22 protein-coding genes, 1 tRNA gene and 2 pseudogenes are annotated in these 25,140 nt (G+C 65.6%); 16 read left to right on the forward strand and 9 right to left on the reverse strand.

The genetic code is table 11. The features are described from left to right. Positions 1–5 precede the first annotated feature (5 nt). Together nrdI and nrdE are read left to right on the forward strand one after the other, a co-directional pair. Entirely contained in the window at positions 6–449 is a 444-nt protein-coding gene (gene nrdI, locus BJF89_RS01765; RefSeq protein ID WP_075811753.1) for a class Ib ribonucleoside-diphosphate reductase assembly flavoprotein NrdI, read from the forward strand. A gap of 63 nt (positions 450–512) precedes the next feature. Then, the gene (gene nrdE, locus BJF89_RS01770; protein WP_075811755.1) at positions 513–2,672 is read left to right on the forward strand and encodes a class 1b ribonucleoside-diphosphate reductase subunit alpha; all 2,160 of its coding nucleotides are present in this window, start codon (positions 513–515) and stop codon (positions 2,670–2,672) included. A gap of 118 nt (positions 2,673–2,790) precedes the next feature. Here the strand turns inward: nrdE and BJF89_RS01775 are convergent, their stop codons facing one another. After that, positions 2,791–3,288 (reverse strand): ferritin, encoded by a 498-nt coding sequence (locus BJF89_RS01775; RefSeq protein ID WP_075811757.1) that lies wholly within the window; start codon positions 3,286–3,288, stop codon positions 2,791–2,793. Positions 3,289–3,666: 378 nt separating this feature from the next. On the opposite strand from BJF89_RS01775, the gene nrdF reads away from it, so the two are divergent. The 4 genes and pseudogenes from nrdF (at position 3,667) to BJF89_RS01795 (ending at position 8,859) form a co-directional block, all read left to right on the forward strand. Next, entirely contained in the window at positions 3,667–4,665 is a 999-nt protein-coding gene (gene nrdF, locus BJF89_RS01780; RefSeq protein ID WP_075811759.1) for a class 1b ribonucleoside-diphosphate reductase subunit beta, read from the forward strand. A gap of 327 nt (positions 4,666–4,992) precedes the next feature. Beyond that, a pseudogene (gene ctaD, locus BJF89_RS19235) lies at positions 4,993–6,672 on the forward strand (cytochrome c oxidase subunit I); the annotation flags it as partial. After that, positions 6,646–8,049 (forward strand): phosphoserine phosphatase SerB, encoded by a 1,404-nt coding sequence (gene serB, locus BJF89_RS19240; protein WP_255372453.1) that lies wholly within the window; start codon positions 6,646–6,648, stop codon positions 8,047–8,049. The pseudogene ctaD and the gene serB, both read left to right, overlap by 27 nt. Beyond that, positions 8,050–8,859, forward strand: a complete 810-nt coding sequence (locus BJF89_RS01795; protein ID WP_255372447.1) for an aminoacyl-tRNA hydrolase — start codon at positions 8,050–8,052, stop codon at positions 8,857–8,859. It abuts the gene before it with no gap. 24 nt (positions 8,860–8,883) lie between these two features. Here the strand turns inward: BJF89_RS01795 and BJF89_RS01800 are convergent, their stop codons facing one another. The 3 genes from BJF89_RS01800 to BJF89_RS01810 all read right to left on the reverse strand — a co-directional run bounded on the left by BJF89_RS01800 (position 8,884) and on the right by BJF89_RS01810 (position 14,020). Continuing rightward, entirely contained in the window at positions 8,884–10,455 is a 1,572-nt protein-coding gene (locus tag BJF89_RS01800; protein ID WP_075811763.1) for an AMP-binding protein, read from the reverse strand. 146 nt (positions 10,456–10,601) lie between these two features. After that, positions 10,602–12,689, reverse strand: coding sequence for an ATP-dependent DNA helicase (locus BJF89_RS01805; RefSeq protein WP_075811765.1), 2,088 nt, complete (start codon positions 12,687–12,689; stop codon positions 10,602–10,604). Then, positions 12,686–14,020, reverse strand: coding sequence for a nicotinate phosphoribosyltransferase (locus BJF89_RS01810; protein WP_075811767.1), 1,335 nt, complete (start codon positions 14,018–14,020; stop codon positions 12,686–12,688). Before BJF89_RS01810 ends, BJF89_RS01805 begins: the two co-directional genes overlap by 4 nt. Before the next feature lie 32 nt (positions 14,021–14,052). Here BJF89_RS01810 and clpS point away from each other — a divergent pair, with 32 nt between their 5' ends. The 9 genes and pseudogenes from clpS to BJF89_RS01855 all read left to right on the forward strand — a co-directional run bounded on the left by clpS (position 14,053) and on the right by BJF89_RS01855 (position 21,486). Continuing rightward, a complete protein-coding gene (gene clpS / locus BJF89_RS01815; protein WP_038549864.1) occupies positions 14,053–14,367 on the forward strand; it encodes an ATP-dependent Clp protease adapter ClpS in 315 nt (104 codons plus the stop codon). Positions 14,368–14,377: 10 nt separating this feature from the next. After that, positions 14,378–14,992 (forward strand): DUF2017 domain-containing protein, encoded by a 615-nt coding sequence (locus tag BJF89_RS01820; RefSeq protein WP_075811769.1) that lies wholly within the window; start codon positions 14,378–14,380, stop codon positions 14,990–14,992. Further along, positions 14,985–16,042 (forward strand): annotated as a pseudogene (locus tag BJF89_RS01825) (P1 family peptidase). Before BJF89_RS01820 ends, BJF89_RS01825 begins: the two are co-directional and overlap by 8 nt. Positions 16,043–16,050: 8 nt before the next feature. Further along, positions 16,051–16,698 (forward strand): rhomboid family intramembrane serine protease, encoded by a 648-nt coding sequence (locus BJF89_RS01830; protein ID WP_083650438.1) that lies wholly within the window; start codon positions 16,051–16,053, stop codon positions 16,696–16,698. Positions 16,699–16,759: 61 nt separating this feature from the next. Beyond that, positions 16,760–17,620 (forward strand): glutamate racemase, encoded by an 861-nt coding sequence (gene murI, locus BJF89_RS01835; protein WP_075811908.1) that lies wholly within the window; start codon positions 16,760–16,762, stop codon positions 17,618–17,620. Positions 17,621–17,709: 89 nt separating this feature from the next. After that, the gene (locus tag BJF89_RS01840; RefSeq protein WP_075811771.1) at positions 17,710–18,537 is read left to right on the forward strand and encodes an MBL fold metallo-hydrolase; all 828 of its coding nucleotides are present in this window, start codon (positions 17,710–17,712) and stop codon (positions 18,535–18,537) included. A gap of 11 nt (positions 18,538–18,548) precedes the next feature. After that, entirely contained in the window at positions 18,549–19,337 is a 789-nt protein-coding gene (rph, locus tag BJF89_RS01845; protein ID WP_075811773.1) for a ribonuclease PH, read from the forward strand. A 2-nt stretch (positions 19,338–19,339) separates the two neighbouring features. Further along, positions 19,340–19,984 (forward strand): non-canonical purine NTP pyrophosphatase, encoded by a 645-nt coding sequence (locus BJF89_RS01850; protein ID WP_075811775.1) that lies wholly within the window; start codon positions 19,340–19,342, stop codon positions 19,982–19,984. Between the two features lie 131 nt (positions 19,985–20,115). Next, positions 20,116–21,486, forward strand: coding sequence for an amidohydrolase (locus BJF89_RS01855; RefSeq protein WP_075811777.1), 1,371 nt, complete (start codon positions 20,116–20,118; stop codon positions 21,484–21,486). Between the two features lie 21 nt (positions 21,487–21,507). Here the strand turns inward: BJF89_RS01855 and BJF89_RS01860 are convergent, their stop codons facing one another. Continuing rightward, positions 21,508–21,882, reverse strand: coding sequence for a DUF3817 domain-containing protein (locus BJF89_RS01860; RefSeq protein ID WP_075811779.1), 375 nt, complete (start codon positions 21,880–21,882; stop codon positions 21,508–21,510). An 8-nt stretch (positions 21,883–21,890) separates the two neighbouring features. Further along, on the reverse strand, positions 21,891–22,364 hold the full coding sequence (locus BJF89_RS01865; protein WP_369803621.1) for a hypothetical protein: 474 nt from the start codon (positions 22,362–22,364) through the stop codon (positions 21,891–21,893). Positions 22,365–22,454: 90 nt separating this feature from the next. On the opposite strand from BJF89_RS01865, the gene BJF89_RS01870 reads away from it, so the two are divergent. Further along, positions 22,455–22,541, forward strand: a tRNA-Leu gene (locus tag BJF89_RS01870). Between the two features lie 2 nt (positions 22,542–22,543). On the opposite strand, the gene BJF89_RS01875 is transcribed toward BJF89_RS01870, so the two are convergent. The 3 genes from BJF89_RS01875 to BJF89_RS01885 are packed head-to-tail and all read right to left on the reverse strand — an operon-like array spanning position 22,544 to position 24,907. Beyond that, positions 22,544–23,692, reverse strand: a complete 1,149-nt coding sequence (locus BJF89_RS01875; protein WP_075811781.1) for a site-specific integrase — start codon at positions 23,690–23,692, stop codon at positions 22,544–22,546. A gap of 20 nt (positions 23,693–23,712) precedes the next feature. Beyond that, a complete protein-coding gene (locus tag BJF89_RS01880; protein ID WP_075811783.1) occupies positions 23,713–24,528 on the reverse strand; it encodes a hypothetical protein in 816 nt (271 codons plus the stop codon). A 22-nt stretch (positions 24,529–24,550) separates the two neighbouring features. Continuing rightward, complete coding sequence (locus tag BJF89_RS01885; protein WP_075811785.1) at positions 24,551–24,907, reverse strand: hypothetical protein; 357 nt, start codon at positions 24,905–24,907, stop codon at positions 24,551–24,553. Between the last annotated feature and the right edge of the window lie 233 nt (positions 24,908–25,140).

Genomic DNA, 25,140 nt, shown 5'->3' on the forward strand with positions numbered 1-25,140 from the left:
CACCCATGCTCATCGTCTATTTTTCCTCCACCACGCGGAACACCGACCGTTTCGTCCGCAAGCTGGGCCTGCCTGCCGCCCGGATTCCGCTCCGGCGCACGGAACCTGCGTTGACGGTGGACGAGCCTTTCGTCCTGATCTGCCCGACGTACGGCGGGGGAGGGTCGATCACCGGCGACGACTCGCGGCCCGTCCCGAAGCAGGTCATCCGCTTCCTCAACGATCCGTCCAACCGGTCCCTGCTCCGGGGTGTGATTGCGTCGGGCAACCTGAATTTCGGGGAGGACTTCTGCAGGGCAGGTGAGGTCATCGCCGCGAAGTGCGGTGTCCCTTATCTCTACCGGTTCGAACTGATGGGGACACCGACGGATGTCGCCCGGGTCAGTGAAGGACTGTCCGACTTCGAGGATTCGCTCCGGCAGGACGGTCGCTGGGAGGCTGTCGCATGACATAGGCCGCCGACTCCAGTAGACATAGACAGACACACCATCTTTTTCACAACGGGGAGAGCCATGACCACCGATCTCGGGAAGACCGTCGCAGAGCCGGTCCAGCAGGCCGATCAGCTGGACTACCACCAGCTCAATGCGCTGCTCAATCTGTACGATGCCGACGGTCAGATCCAGTTCGACAAGGACCGTGAGGCCGCCAACCAGTACTTCCTGCAGCACGTCAACCAGAACACCGTCTACTTCCACGACCTGGAGGAGAAGATCGGCTACCTGGTCGACAACAAGTACTACGACCCGGAGGTGCTGGGCAAGTACGAGTTCGCCGACATCAAGGCGCTCTTCAAGCGCGCATACTCCCACAAGTTCCGTTTCAAGACCTTCCTCGGTGCCTTCAAGTACTACACGTCCTACACGCTGAAGACCTTCGACGGACGTCGGTACCTCGAGCGCTACGAGGACCGTGTGTGCATGGTCGCGCTGGGGCTGGCGGACGGTGACATCACACTGGCCGGCCACCTTGTCGACGAGATCATCGGCGGCCGGTTCCAGCCGGCCACGCCGACCTTCCTGAACATCGGCAAGGCACAGCGCGGTGAGCCGGTGTCCTGCTTCCTGTTGCGTATCGAGGACAACATGGAGTCCATCGGCCGTTCCATCAACTCCGCGCTGCAGTTGTCGAAGCGTGGCGGTGGTGTGGCGCTGTTGCTGAGCAACCTGCGTGAGACCGGGGCGCCGATCAAGCACATCGAGAACCAGTCGTCCGGGGTGATCCCCGTGATGAAGCTGCTGGAAGACTCCTTCTCATACGCCAATCAGCTCGGTGCACGTCAGGGCGCCGGTGCGGTGTACCTGAACGCCCACCACCCGGACATCATGAAGTTCCTCGACACCAAGCGCGAGAACGCCGACGAGAAGATCCGGATCAAGACGCTGTCGTTGGGTGTCGTCATCCCGGACATCACCTTCGAACTCGCCAAGCGTAACGACGACATGTACCTGTTCTCCCCGTACGACGTCGAGCGCATCTACGGGCGCCCCTTCGCCGACATCTCCGTGACCGAGCACTACGAGGAGATGGTCGAGGATCCGCGGATCCGCAAGAAGAAGATCAACGCCCGCCAGTTCTTCCAGACCCTCGCTGAAATCCAGTTCGAGTCCGGTTACCCGTACATCATGTTCGAGGACACCGTGAACAAGGCGAACCCGATCGAGGGTCGTATCACGCACTCCAACCTGTGCTCAGAGATCCTCCAGGTCTCCACCCCCAGCGAGTTCAACGACGACCTGACCTACTCCCACGTCGGCGAGGACATCTCCTGCAACCTGGGGTCGTTGAACATTGCTGCGGCCGTGGACTCCGAGGACTTCTCCCGGACCATTGCGACGGCCATCCGTGGTCTCACCGCGGTCTCGGACCAGACCGCCATCGACTCGGTGCCGTCGATCCGTGAGGGCAACGACGGATCGCACGCCATCGGGCTGGGGCAGATGAACCTGCACGGGTTCCTCGGACGTGAGCACATCCACTACGGGTCGGACGAGGGGTTGGACTTCACCAACGTCTACTTCGCTGCGGTGATGTACGAATGCCTCAAGGCGTCCAACGCGATCGCCCGCGAGCGCGGCGCGAAGTTCCGGAACTTCGAGAACTCCGACTACGCCTCCGGCGCGTTCTTCGACGCCTACGACCCCGCAGCCTTCCAGCCGCGCACCGAGAAGGTCGCGGCCATCATCGAGGACTCCTCGATCCACGTTCCCACCACTGAGGACTGGGCCGAGCTGAAGGCGGCGGTGATGGCCGACGGTCTGTACAACCGGAACCTTCAGGCCGTGCCGCCGACGGGATCGATCTCCTACATCAACAACTCCACGTCGTCGATTCACCCGATCGCGTCGAAGATCGAGATCCGCAAGGAAGGCAAGATCGGTCGCGTCTACTACCCGGCGCCCCACATGGACAACGACAACCTCGAGTACTTTGAGGATGCCTACGAGATCGGCTACGAGAAGATCATCGACACCTATGCGGTGGCGACGAAGTACGTGGACCAGGGGCTGTCGTTGACGCTGTTCTTCAAGGACTCGGTCACCACGCGTGACATCAACAAGGCGCAGATCTACGCCTGGCGCAAGGGCATCAAGACCCTGTACTACATTCGACTGCGCCAGACGGCCATGGCAGGAACCGAGGTCGAAGGCTGCGTGAGCTGCATGCTCTAGCCACTACGGCCACGGCGGGTCGTACCGCCCGGTGTGACACGGACACCCTGGGTCATCTGAAGTTCAGATCCGACCCAGGGTGTCCGTGTCAGGTGGGCCAGCAGGTGACGGGGAGAGACTACTCGCCGTCGCGACCGCCGAGCTTGGCGTCGATGCGCAGCAGCCCGGAGCCGTCGTTGCCGACGGTCTTGATCCAGTCGATGATGTCGTTGACGGAGGACTCTTCCTCGATCTGCTCGGCGAGGAAGAAGTTGATCAGCTGGCGGGAGTCGATGTCGCCGGTCTCGTCCGCGGTGCGGGCGAGGTTGCGGATCATCTCGGAGACCTTCTGCTCGTGGGCGAGTGCTGCCTCGAAGGCGTCCAGCGGGGTGGCGATCTTCAGGGACGGCAGCTCGATGTCGGTGAGGTCGACGCGGGCCTCACGGTCGAGGAGGTGCTCGGCGAACTTGGCGGCGTGCTCACGCTCTTCGGCGGCCTGGGCGCGGAACCAGTCCCGCATGCCGAGGAAAGAGAGCCGGTCCATCTCGTAGGACAGCTGGGTGTAGATGAGGGCCGCCTGGTGCTCGGCGACGACCTGCTTGTTGACGGCTTCCTGGAACTTCTCGTTGATGCTCATGGCTGCAACGGTACTAATCGGTTTAACCTTTCTCTAGCCAGTTCAGGCTAACCAACCGGTTATATGTGCAGGTGAAAAGGCGTGTCTGCCCTAATTATGCATTGCCTCCGCTATCTTGTCGGTGGACGCATACCCGCAGGTAGTGGTGGTTACAGTGGCGCGACAGGTGGCGCACTGCGCACTCCAGGGGTGTAGCAGCTTTTGGTGGTACTTAGTGCCACCTTGTGTGGAATACCCTAATTCAGGGGTGAAAGGGGCGTGCGGGAGAGCGCATGCCGGAGGCTGGGCCAGCGCCGTGACGGGCGTTCGCGCGGGGTGTATTTCGAAGCTAGGATGGCGGGCATTCAAGGCTTCATCCCCGCCCCTCAGGAGAGGTACATGACAACGTCCCGGCAGCCGCACTCGCCCATCCATCACGCTGAGGGCGGGCCAGTCACCGCAATCAACTGGAACACGATCCCCGATGACAAGGATCTCGAGGTGTGGGACCGGCTGACCGGTAACTTCTGGCTTCCGGAGAAGGTTCCGCTCTCCAATGACATCCAGAGCTGGGGAACGCTGACCGAGACCGAGAAGCAGGCGACGATGCGTGTCTTCACGGGGCTGACGATGCTGGACACCATCCAGGGCACCGTCGGTGCGACCAGTCTGATCCCGGACTCGATCACCCCCCACGAGGAGGCGGTCTACACCAACATCGCCTTCATGGAGTCCGTGCACGCCAAGTCGTACTCGTCGATCTTCATGACGCTCGCGTCGACCCCGGAGATCAACGACGCCTTCCGGTGGTCCGAGGAGAACAAGAACCTTCAGGACAAGGCCGACATCATCCTCGACTTCTACCGCGGTGAGGATCCGCTGAAGAAGAAGATCGCCTCCACCCTGCTGGAGTCCTTCCTCTTCTACTCGGGGTTCTACCTCCCGATGTACTGGTCGTCCCATGCCAAGCTGACCAATACCGCCGACCTGATCCGGCTCATCATCCGCGATGAGGCGGTCCACGGCTACTACATCGGCTACAAGTACCAGCGCGGTCTGGAGAAGGTGTCCGCCGAGCGGCAGCAGGAGCTCAAGGAGCACACCTTCGAGCTGGTTTTCGAGCTCTACGACAACGAGTGCCAGTACACCGAGGACATCTACGACGACCTCGGGTGGACCGAGGACGTCAAGAGGTTCCTCCGGTACAACGCGAACAAGGCATTGAACAACCTCGGGTATGAGGGCCTGTTCCCGGACGACGAGACCAACGTCTCGCCCTCCATCCTGTCCTCGCTGAATCCTGGTGGTGACGAAAACCACGATTTCTTCTCCGGGTCGGGGTCGAGTTACGTGATCGGCAAGGCAGAGAACACCAACGACGACGACTGGGACTTCTAGGGTCGATCTTCGGTCTCCGACATGCGATGATTCCTGCTGGCTGCTGGCCCCGTAGCCGTCGGGTCCGCCCCGTTCCCCGCCAGGGGAGCGGGGCGTCGGTGTGCCGGACGTCGGGGGAGTGGGCGCGGTGGCGCACCCCCGATCGCGTCAACGAGGGGGCGATGGGGGCCTCCGGCTATTAAAGCCGGCCCCAACCGATTAGTATTGGTCCCAGTCTGCGCGGGTGGCCCCGTGACGGGTGACGTTCAACGCCACCGGGTGCCCGCTGTGCAGCTCATTCATTGGGTGCCGTCCCGACGAACGGCACCGCGTAGTCAGGAGGATTGAATGACCGCAGTAGCGCCCAGGGAAGACCAGCCGGTCTCCCCAGCTCGGCCTGCTCCTCAAGGTGGTAAGTCGAAGAAGGGTGGTCATGCGTGGACACTGCTGACCACGACTGACCACAAACAGCTCGGCATCATGTACATCATCACCGCCTTCATCTTCTTCGGGATCGGTGGTCTGATGGCGCTGCTGATCCGTGTGGAGCTCTTCCACCCGGGTCTGCAGTTCCTGTCCAATGAGCAGTTCAACCAGCTGTTCACCATGCACGGCACCATCATGCTGCTGCTGTTCGGTACCCCGATCGTCTGGGGTTTCGCCAACTACATCATGCCTCTGCAGATCGGTGCACCCGACGTCGCCTTCCCCCGGCTGAACGCCTTCGGCTTCTGGCTGACCACGTGGGGCGGCATCATCATGCTCACCGGCTTCCTGACCCCCGGTGGTGCGGCGGACTTCGGCTGGACGATGTACATGCCGCTGGCCGACGCCATCCACTCGCCGGGCATCGGGTCTCACCTCTGGATCATCGGTGTCGGTGTCGGTGGTGTCGGCAGTATCGCCGCGGCCGTCAACATGCTGACGACGATCCTGTGCCTGCGTGCCCCGGGGATGACGATGTTCCGCATGCCGATCTTCACCTGGAACATCCTGGTGACTTCCCTGCTGGCTCTGCTGATCTTCCCGCTGCTGACCGCTGCCGCCCTCGGCGTGCTTTACGACCGCATCCTCGGCGGGCACATCTACGACTCGGCCAACGGTGGCGCGATCCTGTGGCAGCACCTGTTCTGGTTCTTCGGCCACCCCGAGGTCTACGTCCTGGCCCTGCCGTTCTTCGGCATCGTCTCGGAGATCTTCCCGGTGTTCTCCCGCAAGCCGATGTTCGGTTACGTCGGTCTGGTGTTCGCCACCCTGTCGATCGCCGCACTGTCACTGGCGGTGTGGGCGCACCACATGTTCGTCACCGGTGCGGTGCTGCTGCCGTTCTTCAGTTTCATGACCTTCCTCATCGCGGTGCCGACCGGGATGAAGTTCTTCAACTGGCTGGGCACGATGTGGAAGGGCCGGATCACCTTCGAGACGCCGATGATCTTCGCGGTCGGTTTCTTCGCGACCTTCCTGTTCGGTGGCCTGACCGGTGTGATGCTGGCGTCACCGGCGCTGGACTTCCAGTTGTCGGACTCCTACTTCGTGGTCGCCCACTTCCACTACGTGCTCTACGGAACGGTCGCCTTCGGCTCCTTCGCCGGCGTGTACTTCTGGTTCCCGAAGATCACCGGCCGCATGCTGGACGAGAAGCTGGGCAAGATCCACTTCTGGCTGACCTTCATCGGTTTCCACACCACCTTCCTGGTGCAGCACTGGCTCGGTAACATGGGTATGCCCCGTCGTTACGCCGACTACCTGGATTCCGACGGGTTCACCCTGTTGAACCAGGTCTCCACGATCGGTGCCTTGATTCTCGGTATCTCGGTGCTGCCGTTCGTCTGGAATGTGTTCAAGTCGTGGCGCTACGGTGAGGTCGTCACCGTGGACGACCCGTGGGGCTACGGCAATTCGCTGGAGTGGGCGACGTCGTGCCCGCCGCCGCGGCACAACTTCACCTCGATGCCGAAGATCCGGTCGGAGCGTCCGGCCTTCGAGCTGCATCACCCGCACATGGTGAAGACCGCGCGCGAGGAAGCCACGTGGGACGCCACTTCTAGACGTTCCCGTCCCATCGCAGCCGCACCCCAACTACGCGGGGTGCGGCTGTTCTCGTCTCTGACCGTCCATGAGACAATAAGACCCGTGGACCAGCCGAATTCCTCCCGTCACCTCACCGTCAGTCTCGCTCCCGGTCTTTCCCCCGGTGTCGTCACCGTCACCGGCCCCGACGCCCCCGGAGTGTCCGCGGATTTCTTCCGCATCCTCGCCGACCATGGGGTCCAGCTCCTGGACGTCGAACAGGCGAACTTCCGCGGCACACTCAACCTTGCCGCCTACATCGGTGTCGTCGCCGGCAGCACCGAGGCGATGCGCCAGGCGCTGACCGATGAACTCACCGGCCGTGACATGACCGTCACCCTCGATGTCGACGACGACCTCGAAGGAAGCCGCGCGCGTTCCACGCACGCCGTCATCGTCCTCGGGAACCCGGTCACCGCCGAGCACATCTCCGCCATCGGCCAGACGCTCGTGGACCACGGCGCGAACATCGACCGCATCCGCGGTATCGCCGACTACCCGGTCACCGGTCTCGAGCTCAAGGTCACCGCAGCGGATCCGGCCCCGGGTGGAAGCGCCGCGTTGCGCCAGGCTCTGGCCTCCGTGTCCCACGCCACGGGCGTCGACATCGCCATCCAGCGGGCCGGCCTGACCCGTCGCGCGCCCCGTCTGATCTGCTTCGACGTCGACTCCACGCTGATCCAGCAGGAGGTCATCGAGATGCTCGCGGCCCACGCCGGTCGCGAGGCGGAGGTCGCCGAGGTCACCGAGCGTGCCATGCGTGGCGAACTCGACTTCTCCGAGTCGCTCCACGAGCGGGTCAAGGCGCTGAAGGGGCTTGACGCCTCCGTCATCGACGAAGTCTCCCGCATGGTCCAGCTCACGCCGGGAGCACGGACCACGATCCGCACGCTCAAGCGGCTCGGCTTCCGCACCGGGGCCGTCTCCGGTGGATTCGTCCAGGTTCTTGAACCGCTCGCGAGGGAACTCGGTCTGGACTTCTACCGTGCGAACACCCTGGAGATCGAGGACGGGAAGCTGACCGGACGCGTCATCGGCCAGGTCATCGACCGGGACGTCAAGGCCGAGAGCCTCAAGGAGTTCGCCTGGTCCAACGGCATTGCACTGCACCAGACCGTCGCCGTGGGGGACGGTGCCAATGACATCGCCATGTTGTCCGTGGCCGGCCTGGGAATCGCCTTCAACGCCAAGCCGGCCCTGCGTGAGGTCGCCGACGCCACGGTCAACCACCCCTTCCTCGACGAAGTTCTCTTCATGCTCGGCATCGACCGTGAGGAGATCGACGCCGCGGACCTCGAGGACGGCAGCTACCGTCGCGTCCCGCTGGAGCGCTGAGTGTCCTTCGAACGTGCCCATGACCGTCTGAGGACGGTCCTGGGGGAGCGGGACGGGGAGGACCCGGACGACCCGATGAGCATCCAGGCGATGCCGTTGGTCATGCACCTTCCGCACGACCCACGCCCTCTCCGACGCGATGTGCTGGAGGCCGCGGCAGTGGCCTGTGTGTCGCTGTGCCTTGACGAGCGTGCGGGAGTCGACCTGGGCACCGACGTTGCCACAGGACCGACTCAGGAGACTGCGTCGGAGGACGCCGCTGACGCCGCTGTCGCCACAGCGTTGGTGCGATGGTACGGTGCCCGGATCCGGAAGGTCGCCCGCCGGGCCCGGAACAAGAAGTGGCGGGACGTTCAGTCACTGCCCGGGGTGACGGCCACGGTCGGGACAGCCTCAGTGCGCGCCTTCACCCCGTGCCCGGTGGCACGTACCCCGGCTGCCGTCAACCGCCTGCAGATCGAGGGGACCGATCTTCCGCTCCCGGAGGACGCCGAGGGCGTGACCGCAGGTGACGCGCATCCGGTGATCTACGTGGATGCGTCCCTGGGGATGAGTGTGGGCAAGGCTGCGGCGCAGGTCGCCCACGGTTCGATGCTGCTGGCTGCGGCGATGGACCGGGACCGCGCCCGTGACTGGCGCGCAGACGGTTTTCCGCTGCATGTCTGCGAGGTGGACGCCCCGCGCTTCGCGGACCGTCGTGCCGCCGCCGAGGCACGGGAACGCCGGGACAGTGCGGCTGTCGTGCGCGACGCGGGCTACACGGAGGTGGCCCCGGGGTCCGTCACCGTGGTGGCACTGGACCGCGGGTGAGCGAGGCCCGGGTGCATCCCGGGCTCAGAGGAGCGATCGGCGCAGGATCTTACCGGTCGCCGACTTCGGGATCTCCCGGATGAACTCGAGGGCCCGGACCTTCTTGTAGGGCTCGACATTCTCGGCGACGAAGGCGATCAGTGTGTCCCCGAGTGCGTCCCCGGCGGCGTCCTTGTCACGGGCGACGACGTACGCCTTGGGGATCTCCTCCCCGTCGTCGTTGGTGACCCCGACGACGGCGGCGTCGGCGACCGCGTCATGCGTGAGCAGCAGCGCCTCGAGTTCCGCCGGCGGAACCTGGTAACCCTTGTACTTGATCAGCTCCTTGAGGCGGTCGACGATGAAGACTTCGCCGACGGATCCCTGGCGGGCGAGGTCGCCGGTACGCAACCAGCCGTCACCGGGCAGCGCCCCGGCGGTGGCCTCCGGGTTGTTGAGGTATCCGTCCATGACCTGAGGACCACGGACCCACAGTTCACCGGCGTCGCTCAACGCCCCGGCGTCGGTCGGGACGGGGATCTCGTCGCCGGAGTCCGGGTCGACCAGCTTGTGCTCGGTGTTGGCCACTGGCCGACCGACGGACCCGCGGGAGAGACTTCTGTCGAGGTTCACATGGGTCACGGGGCTGGTCTCCGTGAGACCGTAGCCCTGGTAGACGTCGATGCCGAGACGCTTCTCCACGGCGCTGGCGAGTTCCTCGTCCAGGCTGGCGGCTCCCGACAGCACCCCCCGGAGTGCCGAGAGGTCGTAGTTGTCGACTTCGGGGTGCTTGGCCAGGGCGAGGGCGACCGGAGGCGCGATGAACGTGAACGTCACCCCGTGCTTCTGATGGTTACGCAGGAAGGTGTTCAGTTCGAAACGGGGGACGGTGAGCAGTTGCGCCCGCAACCGCACCACCAGGTTGGCCAGCGTGGAGAGGCCGTAGATGTGGAAGAAGGGCAGCACGCCGAAGACCACGTCGTCCCGTGTGACTGGACCGGAGCTCTCGACCTGGGCCATGTTCGCCACCAGATTGCGGTGGGTCAGCCGTACCCCCTTGGGTAGGCCGGTGGTGCCCGAGGAATAGGGCAGTGCCGCGAGCTGGGTGGACGGGTCGAAGGAGACGGTCGGGGGCGTGTTACGCTCCGCGAGCATCTGGTTGAGACCACGGGAGGTGTCGAGGTGGATCAACCGGTCGGCGGGCAACCCGGCGAGCTCGGCAGCCTCCTCGCCGCCGTCGCCCAGTCCGGCGAGGGTCAGCAGCATCACTGCGTGGGAGTCGCGCAGCTGTTCTGCGACCGTGGACGGTGAGGCCAGCAGGGGCACCGGCGTCAGCACGGCACCGAGACGCCACACGGCGTGCGCGGCGACGATGAACTCCACGGAGTTCGGGCAGTGCAGGGCCACGACGTCGTTCTTCGCGACGCCGTGGCGCGAGAGCCAGCCCGCGACGGAATTGACGTGGCTGCGCAGCGTGGCGTACGACGTCTCGGTGCCCCCGGCGAGATCCACGACAGCGACGCGGTCCTCGTCCTCGGGGGACAGGTCGCCGTAGAGGTACTCGTGGAGTCCGACATCGGGGATGATGACATCGGGACGGTCACTCGTGACGGGCATGTGTGTCCTCCTGCGCAAAAAAGTTCGGGGTCGTCGTGTCCCGGTAGATGTGTTCGCGGCCAATCCTACCCGCCAGGGCCCGTGACCCCGCCCACAATCCCCCGCGCGGCCACACCCGCCCCCGCCGCGACCAGGCCGTCGTCAGGTCAGTCGCCGCGTAGACGGCGCAGCGCGCCGCGGGCGGTGTCTCCGTCGACCGTCTGCCAGAATTCCGGCATCGAGGCGCGGAGGAAAGCGCCGTACCGCTTCGTTACCAGGCGTTGGTCGAGGACCGCGACGACGCCGCGGTCGTCCGCGGCACGTAACAGCCGCCCCGCCCCCTGCGCCATCAGCAGGGCCGAGTGCGTCGCAGCGATCTCCATGAAGCCGCTGCGCCCGGCGGAGTCCACGGCCTCCTTGCGCGCCTGCGACAACGGATCGTCGGGTCGTGGGAACGGTATCCGGTCGATGACCACCAGCGACAGCGACGGCCCGGGGACGTCCACCCCCTGCCACAGGCTCAACGTCCCGAACAAACAGGTCTCCGGTTCTTTCCGGAACCGGTCGATGAGTGCTCCGAGGGAGTCGTCCCCCTGGCAGAGAATCTCGTAGGGGACGAGGGTACGCAGTTCCGTGGCCGCGTTCTCCGCCGCCCGACGGGAGGAGAAGAGGCCGAGGGTCCTCCCGCCGGCAGCGGAGACGAGCTGGGCGAGTTCGTCGATGGATTCAGGTGACGCGCCCTCCCGCCCGGGCGGTGGCAGGTGGCGGGCCGTGTAGAGGATGCCGTGGGTGGAGGGTTCGAACGGGGTGCCCACATCGAGGGTGGTGCAGGCGGATGCAGCCAGGCCCCACGTGGCCAGCATGGAGGTGAACCTCCCGCCGAGCGCCAGTGTCGCGGAGGTGAGCACCACGGTCTGGTCGGCGAACAACCGGCCGCGGAGCAGGTCGGAGACACTCAACGGGGCGACGTAGACACTGCGACGGTTACGGTCGCCGGACAGCCAGACGACGTCCTCGCCGAGGAGGGAATCTGACGGTTCTGAGGGTTCTGAGGATTCTGACGCTTCCCCGCCTCCGGTGGTTTCCGCGGTGGCTTCCGCGGGCGAGGCCTCGAGAATGCGCACCACGGTGTCGTGCATCTCCTCGCAGGCGGAGAGGCAGGAGAAGATCTCGGCGGTCTTCTCCGGGTCGTTGTCGGCGGCACTTCCGGAACCGCCCGGCGCGGTACCGGTACCACCGCTGCCGTGCAGTCTGCTCCGTGTCTTCCACAGGGCGTCGCGGAGCGAATGCAGGGGTTCCACGAGGGTGACGGGGACGCTGGTCCAGCGGCCGTCGGGGGCGGTGTGTGCGGTGACCGCCGCCTCGATCTCGGCGGTCCAGGTGTCACCCGCGCTGAGCAGCTCGGAGGCGCAGTCGTCGGGGCCGACCTTCTCGCACCGGCGCGCGAGAATGGCGACGGCGGCCCCGGAGAGTTCCTCGGTGGCGACGGAGGTGATGCGCCCCTCCAGTTCGTGGGCCTCGTCGATGATCACCGTGTCGTGGTTGGGCAGCACGGACTGTTCCGACAGGGCGTCGATCGCCAGGAGTGCGTGGTTGGTCACCACCACGTCGGACTGCGCGGCCTTCTCCTTGGCGGCTTCGGCGAAGCACTGGTCGCCGAAGGGGCACCGCGTGGCGCCCACACATTCCCGACTGGTCACGCTGACCTGGCGCCAGGCGCGGTCGGAGACCCCTCGGGGCAAGGTGTCGCGGTCGCCGTCCTCGGTCTCCTGCGCCCAGTCGTGCAGACGGGCGACCTGTGCACCGGTGGCGCTGACCTCTGCTTCGTCCAGGAGCGATTCGGCACCGTCCTCGGTTCCGGTGTTGCCTGCGCCCCCGGTACCGCCGATGCGGTTCAGGCACAGGTAGTTGTTGCGGCCCTTGAGGATCGCGAAGGTCGGACGGCGTCCCAGATCCTCCTTCAGCGCCTCGGTGACCCGCGGAAGATCCCGGTCGACGAGCTGACGTTGCAGGGCGATGGTGGCCGTGGACACCACCACCCGTTCACCGGCTCCCACCGCGTGTTCGAGGGAGGGGACGAGATAGGCCAGGGACTTGCCCGTCCCCGTGCCCGCCTGGACCGCCAGGTGCCGACGGGTGGAGATCGCCGTGGACACTGCTGCCGCCATTCGCCGTTGCCCGTCCCGCCGGGAGCCGCCGAGTGCGGCCACGGCGTTGTCGAGCAGCTGCCGGGTGTGCTCCTGCTGGTCGTTCACAGGCCGGCGAAACGGACGCTGAGGGCGGGCTCGTCACGGGAGAGGGCCAGACCCTCCCACGGCAGGGACACGAGCTGACGTGCGAGATGGTCGCGGGACTCGTCGAGGGTCGGTAGGTCGTCAACCGTCTCGCCGTTCCGGACCAGCGGCACCGTGAGCTGCACGGGGTGCAGGATGCCCAGTTCGGGCATGTCGGAGTCGAAGGGGTAGACGACTTCCTCGACGGCGGTGCCGGTGTCCCGGCAGGCCCGTAGCGCGCGTTTGGCGCCACCGTGGCTGGCCTTGTGGCTGCTGCGCTTGGCCACCGGGTGGCCGTCGACTGACGTGAGCTTGTAGACCAGGCCCGCGGTGGGCGCGCCTGAACCGGTCACCACGGATGTTCCGGCACCGTAGATGTCCACCGGCTCGCTCCGGAGGGCGGCGATCGCGAACTCGTTGAGGTCCGAGGAGACCACGATGCGTGTGTCGTAGGCGCCGAGTTCATCGAGCTGGTTGCGTACCTGGCGGGCGAGGACGCCGAGGTCGCCGGAGTCGATGCGCACCGCACCCAGTGCGGTGCCGGCGACCTCCACGGCGTGACGCACCCCCTGGGTGATGTCGTAGGTGTCGACCAGCAGCGTGGTGCCGGGCCCCTGGGCGTCGATCTGGGACCGGAACGCGGCCTTCTCGTCCGGCCGGCCGTCCTTGTCCACGTGCAGCAGCGTCCACGCGTGGGCACTGGTTCCCCCGGCGGGCAGCCCGTAGCGGGAGGCGGCCTCTAGGTTCGAGGTGGAGTGGAATCCGGCGAGGTAGGCGGCACGGGCCGCGGACACCGCCGACTGTTCGTGGGTGCGCCGGGAGCCCATCTCGATGATCGGGCGACCTTCTGCGGCGGTCACCATGCGGGCCGCTGCGGAGGCGACCGCCGAATCATGGTTGAGGATGGACAGGACCACGGTCTCCAGGATCACGGTCTCGGCGAAGGTGCCGCGCACGGTGAGGATCGGGGAGTTCGGGAAGTAGAGTTCGCCCTCCCGGTAGCCGTCGACGTGTCCGGAGAACCGGAAGGTCCGCAGATACTCCCGTGTCCTGTCGTCCAGGAAATCCAGGCCTGCGAGCTGGTCGTCGGTGAAGCGGAAGTCGCGCACCGCCTCCAGTACACGTGCTGTGCCGGCGACGACACCGTAACGGCGTTCATTGGGGAGCCGGCGCGTGAAGACCTCGAAACTGCACTGGCGGTCGGCGGAACCGTCACGCAGCGCGGCCTGCAGCATCGTCAGTTCATACATGTCGGTCAGCAGTGCTGTCGACGGGGCAGGGGTCTCGGCGTGCTCGTTGGTGTGCTGGGTCACGGTCGACCATTCTAGTCGGTAGTCTGGACACCATGACTTCGCCTGCCGCTCCCGCCGCACCGGCGGTCACTCCTGTGGAAGAGCAGCTTCCCGACTCCCTCACGGAGGCCAACCTTCCCTGGCAGTGCATCTGCTGGGATGACCCGGTGAACCTGATGAGTTACGTGACCTACGTTTTCCAGACCGTCCTGGGGTACTCCAGGAAACGCGCGACCGAACTGATGATGAAGGTCCACAACGAGGGCAAGGCCATCGTCAGTTCCGGCGAACGTGACAAGGTCGAGGGAGACGTCAAGAAGCTGCAGACGGCTGGCCTGTGGGCCACCATGCAGCGGGCGGAAGGATGACGGGCAGACCATGAAACCGTGGGTGAAGAAGAAAGGCCTGGTGCGAGGCGTCAGGTACATCACCGAGCTGGAGCCGATGGAACGCGAGATGCTCGGCAACAGCGCCGCCACCGTCGGGGAACTCCTCATCGGGCGGGCCCGCTCGGCGCCGAAGGACGAGCTCGCCGAGATGACCGGCCTGCCGTCGGGACACACCGACGCCCCGGACGATCCGGTACTCGCCGCCATGCTGCCGTCGTTCTTCCGGGACGGAGATGAAGAGGTCGACGGGGAGGCCGGTGTCTCGCGCCAGTTCAACGAGACCGACATCATCAAGGGGAAGCTGACGAACCTGCGGTTGGTCAGCGATCTGCTCGGTCCGGACGGGTCGGTGCATGTCAGTCTCACCGCTGAGCAGACCAGTTCCTGGCTCGGTGCCCTCACCGACATCCGTGCCTACCATCACGGTCGTCTCGAGCAGGAGCGCACTGCCCAGGCAGACGGGCCGGACGGTTCCGGCGGTTCCGGCGGTTCCGACCGCGCCGGGGAGATCGCGGCGACGGAGAACTACCTCGAATGGCTCGGGTACCACCAGGACAGCCTGCTCACTGCGATGGTCGGCCCGATGGACGTCCCTGATGAATGATCTGCCGAAAGAGCCGGGGACGGACACGCTCCTCGACATTCCGGGACTCTTCCTGGGACACGCCGAGGTCGACAGTTCCGGCGTGAGTGTCGTGGTGTGCCCGGACGGGGCGGTGGCGGCGGTGGACGTTCGCGGGGGCGGACCGGGGACCAGGGAGACCGACCTGCTTGCACCGTCGAACACGGTGGAGTCCGTCCATGCCGTCGCCTTGTGCGGCGGCTCGGCGTTCGGTCTGGACGCCGCCGGCGGGGTGATGGCGGAACTGGAGGACCGCGGTATCGGCCTGCAGGTCCTGGGGGAGGCCGCGCCGTCCCTGATCGTGCCGATCGTTCCGGCCGCGGTGATCTTCGACCTGCCCGTCGGTGACCCTGGTTCCCGTCCGACCGCGGAGACGGGGCGACGGGCGGTAGCTGCCGCTCTCGGTGACACCACCGCAGACACGACGGTGGTCGCCGGGGCGCGCGCCGGAAATGTCGGTGCCGGTCTCGCCGCGACCGCCGGAGCCGTGAAAGGCGGCTTCGGTCAGGCCAGTGAAACCGTCCGACTCTCCGACGGGGGCAGCGTGACCGTCGCGGCCGGGGTGGTCGCCAACCCCGCTGGTTCCGTCGTCGACCCGATGACGGGACGACTCTGGGGTCGTGACGTACCGGACGACATTCCCGGACCGACGGCCGAGGGGCTGCAGGCGATCCTCGCCCGGGGCATCGGCGGAACCAAGATGACCCCGTCAGGACCGTCACCGTTGAACACGACCATCGGCGTCGTCGCCACCGACGCCGGGGTGAACAAACCCCAGGCCGGACGACTCGCCATGGCGCGCACGACGGCCTGGCTCGGGCAGTCCGTCCGTCACACCTGCCGATGGACGGTGACACGTTCTTCGCCCTGGCGCCGTGCGGGGCCCGTACCGGCGTCGGCACCAATGACCTGGCGGTGCTCTGCGCCGCTGCGGCATCCTGCACCGAGCGGGCCCTCGTGCACGCCGTCCTGGCCGCCGAGACCGCCTTCGACGTCCCCTCGTGGCGCGACATCATGACCGGAACCACCTGAGGAGAAACATGACCGGGACAACACCTGCGACATCTGCGACATCTGGCAAGACCCGTTTCCGCGACCGTGGCAGGTTCGGCCAGGCCCTGGTCACCACCCTGGTGTTCCTCGCCGTGCTGTGGGCCGTCCAGATCATCAACTGGGCCTCCGGAAACCGCCTCGTCTCACTCGGCATTCACCCGCTGGACTTCTCCCGCTTCTGGGGGATCCTCCCGGCGCCGTTCATCCACGTCAACTTCTCCCACCTGATCGCCAACACCCCGGCCGTTGCCGTCCTCCTTTTCCTGGTCGCGCTGTCGGGTCAGAAGGCGGTGTGGGCGTCCACGATCGTGACGACCATCGTCGCCGGGGTCGGCGTGTTCTTCTTCGGCGGTGAAAACACCGTGCATGTGGGGGCGTCCATCCTGATCTACGGGTGGGCGGTGTTCCTCGCCGTGCGCGGCTTCTTCACCCGCAGCATTCCCGAGGTCCTGCTGGGCATCGTGGTGATCGTGGTCTACGCCGGTCTGTTCTGGGGGATCCTGCCAAACCAGCCCGGAGTGAGCTGGCAGGGACACCTCTTCGGTGGCGTCGGCGGGGCGATGACAGCCTGGGGCGCGGGCCGTCCGGCGGTGAAGCAACGTCAGCAGGCCAAAGCGGTGAATGCGAAGGCGTGACCGCCGACATCCTTTCGCCCCCTCCCTCCGCGAGGCGGCGGCCGCACTAGACTCGGACATCATGAACGATGTCTTTCCGGTTTCTCCGGTTCCACCGGCCCCCTCCGAACCGGCCGCCACAGCACCCATCGGGATCTTCGACTCCGGAGTCGGCGGGTTGACCGTGGCACGTTCGGTCATCGACCAACTCCCCGGTGAATCGGTGATCTACATCGGCGACACCGCCAACTCACCCTACGGTGACAAACCCCTGGCCACCGTGCGGCAGTTGGCCACGGCGATCGCCGACCAGCTGGTGGAGCGCGGCTGCAAGATGATCGTGGTCGCCTGCAACTCCGCCTCCGCCGCATTCCTGCGTGACGCCCGCGAACGTTATCCCGTCCCCGTGGTCGAAGTGATCCTGCCGGCGGTGCGCCGGGCGGTGTCGGTGACCCGGAACAACCGCATCGGGGTCATCGGGACCCAGGCCACCGTCACCTCCGGCGCCTACCAGGACCTGTTCGCCGCGAGCCCGAACGTGGAGGTCGTCGCCCAGGCGTGCCCGCAGTTCGTCCCCTTCATCGAACGTGGCATCACCTCCGGGCGTCAGCTGCTGGGGTTGGCGGAGACCTACCTGGAGCCGTTGAAAGACGCAGGGGTGGACACCGTCGTCCTCGGATGCACGCACTACCCCCTGCTGACCGGTGTGATCCAGCTGGTGATGGGGGACGACGTCACCCTGGTCTCCTCCGCCGAGGAGACCGCGAAGATGGTGTACCGCAGCCTGTCGGAGAAGGACCTTCTCGCTGAGCCCGTCCCGGGTACGGCCCCGGAGTTGACGTTCGAGTCCACCGGAGACCCGGCTCGTTTCGCCAGCCTGGCCTCCCGGTTCCTGGGCCCGTCGGTGGCCGGTGTCAGCAGGATCCCGGAACTGCTGCGTTAGCGGAACTGTGCCGGGCGAAACTGGGAGAATCACGGAGAATCACTGCCTGACTCCCAGTTTCCGGCATGGGTCATGTAACAATATCTGTCATGGACATGACCATTCTGGGATGCTCCGGGAGCCTCTCCGCTCCCGACAACCCCGCCTCCGGCTATCTTCTGCGGATGGCGGACGGGCGGGAGATCCTCATGGATATGGGCCCGGGGGTGCTTGCACAGCTCGAATCCCTGGGGGACCCGGGAAACGTCGACGTCATCTTCTCCCACCTGCACCCCGACCACTGCTCGGATTTCCCCTCCCTCGTGGTCTGGCAGCGTTTCCACCCCACACAGGCGGCAGCACGCCGTCACGCCCTGCTGGGACCGTCGATCTCCGCCCTGCACCTCGGCCGTGCCTCGGCCGACCACCCGTCCCAGGTCGACGACTTCTCCGACATCCTGGACGTCCACTCCTGGCACGCCCCTGCCCTGCAGGACGATCCGGTGGAATTCGACGACACGTCGAAAGGGACGGTGTACCCGGCGCACCACATCGGTGCGACGGTCCTGTACGCCGCCCCGGCGGTGCACCCGACCGAGTCCTACCTGATCCGGGTGGAGGAGCAGGACGGCTCCTCCCTGGTCTACAGCGGTGACACCGCCGCCACCGGCCACCTTGCGGCGCTGGCCGCCGGGGCGGACGTCCTGCTGTGCGAGGCGACCTGGGGGGAACGCGACGACGGCAACAACCCGCCGCAGATGCACCTGTCCGGCGAAGAGGCAGGGCAGGCGGCCGCAGAGGCGGGCGTGGGCCGGCTGATCATCACCCACATCCCGCCGTGGGGTGACCCGGAGGGGGCGCTGCGTGGGGCGCGTCGGTACTACGACGGGCCGGTCGAGCTGGCACGCCGGGGGATGACGGTCAGCGTCGGCAGCTAGACTGGCGAAGCATGAGTGCTTCTGAACCGTCCGAACCATCCGTACCGTCCGTGAATTTCACCCGGGCCGACGGCCGCGCCGTCGACCAGCTGAGGAACGTCCGCATCACCCGCGGCTTCACCACCAACCCCGCAGGCAGCGTCCTCGTCGAATTCGGTGACACCCGCGTGATGTGTACCGCCAGCGTCTCTGAGGGGGTGCCGCGGTTCAAGCGGGACTCCGGTGAGGGCTGGTTGACCGCCGAATACGCCATGCTGCCGTCCGCGACCGCTGACCGTATGCAGCGCGAATCGGTGAAGGGCAAGGTCAAGGGCCGCACCCAGGAGATCTCCCGACTGGTGGGACGCTCGTTGCGCGCGGCGGTGGACCTGCGTGCCCTCGGGGAGAACACCGTGAACATCGACTGCGACGTGCTGCAGGCCGACGGAGGTACCCGTACCGCGTCGATCACCGGCGCCTACGTGGCATTGGCAGACGCCCTGTCGGTGCTGCAGCAGCGCGGCGTGGTGCCGGGCGAGCCGTTGCTCGACCCCGTCGCCGCGGTCTCGGTCGGCATCATCGACGGTGTGGGGTGCCTGGACCTGCCCTATGAGGAGGACAGTCGCGCCGATGTGGACATGAACGTCGTGATGACCGAGGAAGGTCATTTCGTGGAGATCCAGGGCACCGGCGAGAACGCAGAGTTCAGCCGGGACGAGTTGTCCGTGATGCTGGACCTGGCGGAAGGTGGTCTGCGGGATCTGACCGCCCTGCAGCGGAAGGCACTCGCCGCTGATCTGGGACAGGCGGTGACACTGTGAGCATGAAGGTCCTGGTTGCGTCACGCAACGCCAAGAAACTCGCTGAACTGCACCGCGTGCTTGAGGCCGCGGGTGTCGACGGTATCGAGCTGTTGAGCCTGCGCGACGTCGAGGATTACCCGGAGACCCCGGAGACAGGTGCCACGTTCGAGGAGAACGCACTGATCAAGGCACGGGACGGGGTCCGCTACGCCGGGCTTCCTACCGTCGCCGACGATTCCGGACTGTGCGTCGACGCCCTCAACGGGATGCCGGGGGTGCTCTCGGCCCGGTGGTCCGGCAGTCACGACACCGGGGACGGTTCGACGGATGAGGCGAACAACCGCCTGCTGCTCGGCCAGACCGCGGACGTGCCGGATGAGCGGCGGGGAGCGGGCTTCGTCTCCGCCTGCGCCCTGGTGGTCCCCGCCGACATGGCCGGACGGCTCGGCGGTGAGGACGAGGTCACGGTTCGCGGTGTGTGGCGGGGGATGCTGCTGCGCGAGCCGCGGGGCGGCAACGGATTCGGTTATGACCCGTTGTTCTCCCCGGACGAGGAACCGCAGAAGTCCTCCGCAGAGTTGACCCCGGAGCGCAAGGACGAGTTGTCCCACCGCGGCCGTGCCCTGGCGGAACTCGTGCCGTACCTGACGGCGCTGCGAGGCTGATACCGGCTGATGCCGGGCTCGTGCCGGTTGATGTCCGTTAGCGCCGCAGACTTCGCGGTAGGGTGGTGTGGACAACAGCATCCCGAGAGCGTCCCAAGAACGCGCCACTTCCCGGAAGGAACCGTGAGACCGTGCCCGTGACCGTCGAACCCGCTGAGATCGTCGCAGAGACAGCGCTTGACCGGGAGTGGCTCACCAGCCTGTACAAGGAGTTCCACCGGCGTCCCGAACTCTCCGGGGCCGAAGAGTGGACTGCGGGACGCATCGCCGAGGAGCTGGCACGCTTCAGCGACTGGGAGGTCACCACCGGCATCGGTGGGCACGGCATCACCGCCGTCCTGCGTAACGGGGAGGGGCCCACCGTGCTCTTCCGCTCCGATTTCGACGGACTGCCGGTCGCGGAGAACACCGGCGTCGACTACGCCTCCACCCACGCGCAGCTGGATGCCCAGGGCCAACGCGTGCCCACCATGCACGCCTGCGGGCATGACGCGCACACCTCCAGCGCCCTCGGCGCCCTGTCGATCATCGACGCCTCCCGTGAGAAATGGCAGGGGACGGTGATCTTCCTGTTCCAGCCCGCCGAGGAAGCCTCCATCGGTGCCCACGGCATGGTGAATGACGGGCTGCGGTCCATCGTCCCGCGTCCTGACGTCTGCCTCGGTCAGCATGTGGTCCCCGGACCGTCCGGACAGGTGTACACCGCACCGGGGCCGGTGTTGACCAGCTCCACGACCATCGAGATCACCCTGTTCGGCAGGGGCGCACATGCCTCGATGCCGCACCGCGCGGTGGATCCGGTGGTGCTCGCCGCGTCGGTGGTGATGAAGTTGCAGACCGTGGTGTCACGTGAGTTGCCGCCAGGGAAGTTCGCCGTGGTCACAGTCGCCTCCGTGGAGGCGGGGAAGGCGAACAACGTCATCCCGGACTCAGCACGTCTGGCCTTGAGCTGCCGCTTCTACGAGGAATCGGTACGCACCCGGGCGGTGGACGCCATCAAACGGATCGTGCGTTCCGAAGCAGCCGCAGCAGGGTGTGAACGCGAGCCGGAGTTCCGCTTCCTCGGCCTGCTGGCGGCCACGGACAATGACAGCACAGCCTATGCGGTGGTACGCCCGCACTTCGACCGGTTCTTCGGGGAGCAGTCCCAGGAGATGGAACCCTGGACGGCGTCAGAGGACTTCTCCGTGATCCCGCGGGCGTTCAATGCGCCGTACCTGTTCTGGACGGTGGGGATCACGCCGCTGAAGCAGTGGCGGCGTGCCGAGGCGGCGGACCGCCTCGACATCGACATCCCGACCAACCACAACCCCGGGTTCCTCCCGGATCTGTCGACGCTGCCGGTGACGACACAGGCCGCCGCGTTGGCCGTCCTGGGATGTCTGACCCATGAATGGCCGGAGGCACCGGCCGGATGGTCACCGGACACGGGGGCGGAGACCACCGACATTGATGCCGCCGCGGTGCGGCGGGCGAAAGTCGAGACCTCGCAGGCGGACTGAACCGGGAAGGGCTGGTGCCGGTTACCGCTCGAGGCCGAACGTCTCGACGACCTCGTTGCGGCGACGACGTTCCAGCACGAAGGACAGTACAGGGATCACGCCGGCGAGAATGGTGGTCACCCACTTCGCTGGTGCCCACCGGGCCTTGACACCCAGGTCCAGGCAGGTAGCGCAGTAGACCAGGAAGATCCATCCGTGGACGATGGCCACGACCGAGAACCAACCTGGTGCCTCGATGTCCATCGGGGGGAAGACCAGGTACTTGAGGATCATCTCCGCGCACAGGAAGAGCAGGAAGAGGCCGGTGATGTAGGCCAGGACCGAGTAGCGGGTCAGGGCTCCTTTGACCCGGCGCTGGCGTTCAGGGGTCACCGGGATAGTGGTCGGGGTGGTCATCGGTGTTCTCAGTCCGTCCTTGCTGTGTTGTTGCCTGCTGACTTCCGGTCGCCGCGGGCCTGTCGTGCCTGGTGTCGCCGGTCGTCCTCGAAGTACTCCCGCGCCGCGGCGCTGGTGTCACGCGTCGGGAGAATGTCGTCCGGGATTTCGCGGGGTCCGGAGTCCGGGGAGACGTCAGGGGCGGCGGGAGCGGTGGCCCCGGCTGCCTTGTCGCGCTCATACTCCATGTACCTGCGGTAGGCGAAGATGAAGAACAGGCCGAAGATCGGCCACTGCAATGCGTACCCCAGGTTCTGGTAGGAGCCGTCCCCGCTGGACCACCGGCCCCACTGCCACCATGCGAGGCAGAGGGTGGCTACGACGGCGAGTGCCAGAAAGAGCAGCTGAACCACCCGGACTCGCAGCGACTGCGGCTGCCGGGATCCGGTGGACGTCGGCGTGTTCGTGGTTCCGGAGGAGTCATCGGGCACGGGATCAGGCACAGGTTCCAGGGTACCCCTGGTGGTGCTGCTACCATAACCCGGAGCAGCCGGTAGTCCGGCTGCGTCGACGGCCACGGGGTGGCCGTCTCGGCGTCCGTGGCGGAATTGGCAGACGCGCCAGGTTTAGGTCCTGGTGCCTTGACGGATGTAGGGGTTCGAGTCCCCTCGGACGCACCAGGTCAGAGGCTATTTCGGGAATCTCCCAGGGTAGCCTCTTTTTCAATTTTACGCATATTTGACGCACGCAGCTTCGTGACGCGTGAGAGCACGTCATCCATCCGGTCGGCTACCGCGTCAAGGTCTTCGTCAAACAGGTCCGCATACCGGTTCAAGGTCTCCGTGGCGGACGCGTGCCCGAGCTGTTTTTGTACGACCTTCACGTTCGCCCCGGAGGACACCATGAGGCCCGCAGCGACATGGCGCAGCCCGTGCGGGGAGAGCTTCGGGAAGGTGGGGTCTGCGGCCATGCGACGCTTCACAGCATGATGGAAGAAGCTGTTGCCGGTCAGCTTCAGCAGTGGCTCACCGTTGTTCCGGTGCCACAGAAGATCGTCGGGAGACTTGCCCTTCACCCTGTCTTTAAGATCGTTCAGCACCTCGGCGGGCACCGCTACCGTCCGGTTCTCGCCAGCCTTCGTGGTGCCGATCACGATCTTCTGCTTCACGGTCACAGCGTTGCGTGTGATGGAGATCCTGCGCCGTTTGAAGTCCACATCCTTCACCCTCAGCGCGGCGGCTTCCCCCCACCGCAGCCCGACTGTGGCCAGCAGGTAGATAAGGTCGCCTTTTACGGAGCACTCGTCCACAAGATCCTTCACTTGATCGGCGGTGAGGTACACCTTCACCCCCTTGCCCTTCTTCGGCAGGGTCACGTCCCGGGCGGGGTTCACGAGTAAGCGTTGTTGCTTCACGGCCATGTCGAGGATGTTAGCGAGGATCGCGTGCACGCCAATGACGGTTGATGCGCCGCGTTCCATGCGGCTTACCCATGCTTGAACGTCAGCGTTGGTGACCTCGTTGACGCTCACTTCGCCCCACCGGGGTTTGACGTGGACTCGCCAGCGCATGTCGGTGAGTTCGCGGGTGGAGGCTTTGAGGTGGGTTTGGTTTTTGAGCCATTCGTCTCCGAGTTGTCCGACCGTGATCTTCCCGCTCTTAGGGTCGATCCAGCTGCCGGTGTTGCGTTCGATGAGGTTTTCGGCGGCCCAGTGCTCAGCTTGCTTCTTGGTCTGGAACCCGCTTCGTGTGCGGCGTGTCCTAGTGGGGTCTACGTATTGGATGCGCCAGCGGGTGCCTTTGGCGGACTGGTACTTCTGCGGGGTGGGCATGACTTCCTACTGCTGTTGATCTAGCCACTGCTGCTGCAATTCGCCGGAAGACGGATTGGGGTTACCGTTAGCGTCATGTCCGTATCCGCATAGGTAGGCAGGGCACGTGCCACCGTCTGCATACGGGATGGTTGCGGGGTCGGGTTCCGGCGGGGTTTGTCGTCCGGTCCCGTTGGTGGTCCTGAACTGGTCGAAGCACGCGGTAGTGAAGCCGCTTGTGCCGTCACTGTAGAACGTTGTTCCCGCTTCGTATATGGGGTCGAGGGCGCAGGTGGCGGTGGGGGCTGGCGCAGTCGCAGGCTCTGCTGCGGGGGTGGGTTGGGCGACTCGTCAGGTTCCGATTCTTCGTCTGCGTCGTCGCGGAACATGTCAGTGTCCCCTGTTGTCACGCGCCCGTCGAGTTCTTCAGCCAACTTCGGGGCAAGCTCTAGGCTGTCGTTCTTGCCTAGGCCGCTGTTCAGGCTGATGCCTACGTTGTCGTAGGCCACCGATATGCCGTCTAGCCAGATTACGGACTGTTCCCATTCCTTCCGCGCGTCTTCATCGAGAAAAACGAGGATGGATGAGTCGCGCTCGTTGATGTCCAGGTCCCACACGTCGGTTGCGACGGCCTCTTCGTTCTCGCCTTTGTACTCGACGTTTCCCCAGGGGGCGTCGAGCTTGTCGAGCGCGCCGGTGATGCGGTCGACGACGGGGCCATTGTCTTCTTCTTCGGCGGTTGTCGAGGTGGCAGGCGCTTGCGTGGCGCTGTCGGCAGTCTCGTCGCTTGCTCCGCAGGCAGCAAGTGTGAGTGTGGTGATCGCTGCGAGTGTAGCTGTGGTGATACGGCGGCTCATGATGTTCTCCTGTGGTGAGGTTTTACTTGATGTGTCCGGCGCGGAAGAGTCCGGTACCGATCCGAGCTATTGCGACGACGGCCAGGCCTAGGGTGGCGAAAGCCACTGAGGCGAAGAGGGCTGTGATCGCGTATGCGACTTCATCTTCACGTGAAACGGCTGCTCCGAGGATGGATATGACGACACCGATAGCACCGAGTGCGAATACCATGTGCCCGGTTGTTCCGATCCATCCGAAGGGGTCTTTTTGCGGGGCGGGGGTGTGATGTTCTGCGTTCGGGTTGTAGTACGGCTGGCCGTTGTTGTTCACGTATGGCCCGGGTGTCCACCGTGGGTTCTGTTGGGGGGTGTGGTCCTGCGGGCCGTTGGGGTGGCTCATGATGCTCTCCTCTGAGCGTCTGGGGCACCAGATAGGTGCTGTTTGGTAGACATCGTGCACCATAAAGTTGATATATGTCAACCTCGGGGGAATGTTGGGGGTGGAAGTAACAGGCTCGGCGCTCGGTCGATAGTCCCTGCGCAAGGGCAAGATGAGGCGGCCTCCGGTGGCCTAAAATCGAACACGTGTTCTAATTGTCCGGCTGGTCGTCTAGACTGCAAAACAAGCCACAC

Origin of the sequence: Corynebacterium sp. CNJ-954, from assembly GCF_001942345.1 — a bacterium.
Classification (GTDB): Bacteria; Actinomycetota; Actinomycetes; order Mycobacteriales; family Mycobacteriaceae; genus Corynebacterium.

What these genes read in the sequence shown, in the direction of transcription:
- nrdI (WP_075811753.1), top strand. Translation starts at nt 6, where the DNA reads ATGCTCATCGTCTATTTTTCCTCCACCACGCGGAACACCGACCGTTTC.
- nrdE (WP_075811755.1), top strand. Translation starts at nt 513, where the DNA reads ATGACCACCGATCTCGGGAAGACCGTCGCAGAGCCGGTCCAGCAGGCC.
- BJF89_RS01775 (WP_075811757.1), bottom strand. Translation starts at nt 3,288, where the DNA reads ATGAGCATCAACGAGAAGTTCCAGGAAGCCGTCAACAAGCAGGTCGTC.
- nrdF (WP_075811759.1), top strand. Translation starts at nt 3,667, where the DNA reads ATGACAACGTCCCGGCAGCCGCACTCGCCCATCCATCACGCTGAGGGC.
- serB (WP_255372453.1), top strand. Translation starts at nt 6,646, where the DNA reads ATGGTGAAGACCGCGCGCGAGGAAGCCACGTGGGACGCCACTTCTAGA.
- BJF89_RS01800 (WP_075811763.1), bottom strand. Translation starts at nt 10,455, where the DNA reads ATGCCCGTCACGAGTGACCGTCCCGATGTCATCATCCCCGATGTCGGA.
- clpS (WP_038549864.1), top strand. Translation starts at nt 14,053, where the DNA reads ATGACTTCGCCTGCCGCTCCCGCCGCACCGGCGGTCACTCCTGTGGAA.
- BJF89_RS01820 (WP_075811769.1), top strand. Translation starts at nt 14,378, where the DNA reads ATGAAACCGTGGGTGAAGAAGAAAGGCCTGGTGCGAGGCGTCAGGTAC.
- BJF89_RS01830 (WP_083650438.1), top strand. Translation starts at nt 16,051, where the DNA reads ATGACCGGGACAACACCTGCGACATCTGCGACATCTGGCAAGACCCGT.
- murI (WP_075811908.1), top strand. Translation starts at nt 16,760, where the DNA reads ATGAACGATGTCTTTCCGGTTTCTCCGGTTCCACCGGCCCCCTCCGAA.
- BJF89_RS01840 (WP_075811771.1), top strand. Translation starts at nt 17,710, where the DNA reads ATGGACATGACCATTCTGGGATGCTCCGGGAGCCTCTCCGCTCCCGAC.
- rph (WP_075811773.1), top strand. Translation starts at nt 18,549, where the DNA reads ATGAGTGCTTCTGAACCGTCCGAACCATCCGTACCGTCCGTGAATTTC.
- BJF89_RS01850 (WP_075811775.1), top strand. Translation starts at nt 19,340, where the DNA reads ATGAAGGTCCTGGTTGCGTCACGCAACGCCAAGAAACTCGCTGAACTG.
- BJF89_RS01860 (WP_075811779.1), bottom strand. Translation starts at nt 21,882, where the DNA reads ATGACCACCCCGACCACTATCCCGGTGACCCCTGAACGCCAGCGCCGG.
- BJF89_RS01875 (WP_075811781.1), bottom strand. Translation starts at nt 23,692, where the DNA reads ATGCCCACCCCGCAGAAGTACCAGTCCGCCAAAGGCACCCGCTGGCGC.
- BJF89_RS01880 (WP_075811783.1), bottom strand. Translation starts at nt 24,528, where the DNA reads ATGAGCCGCCGTATCACCACAGCTACACTCGCAGCGATCACCACACTC.
- BJF89_RS01885 (WP_075811785.1), bottom strand. Translation starts at nt 24,907, where the DNA reads ATGAGCCACCCCAACGGCCCGCAGGACCACACCCCCCAACAGAACCCA.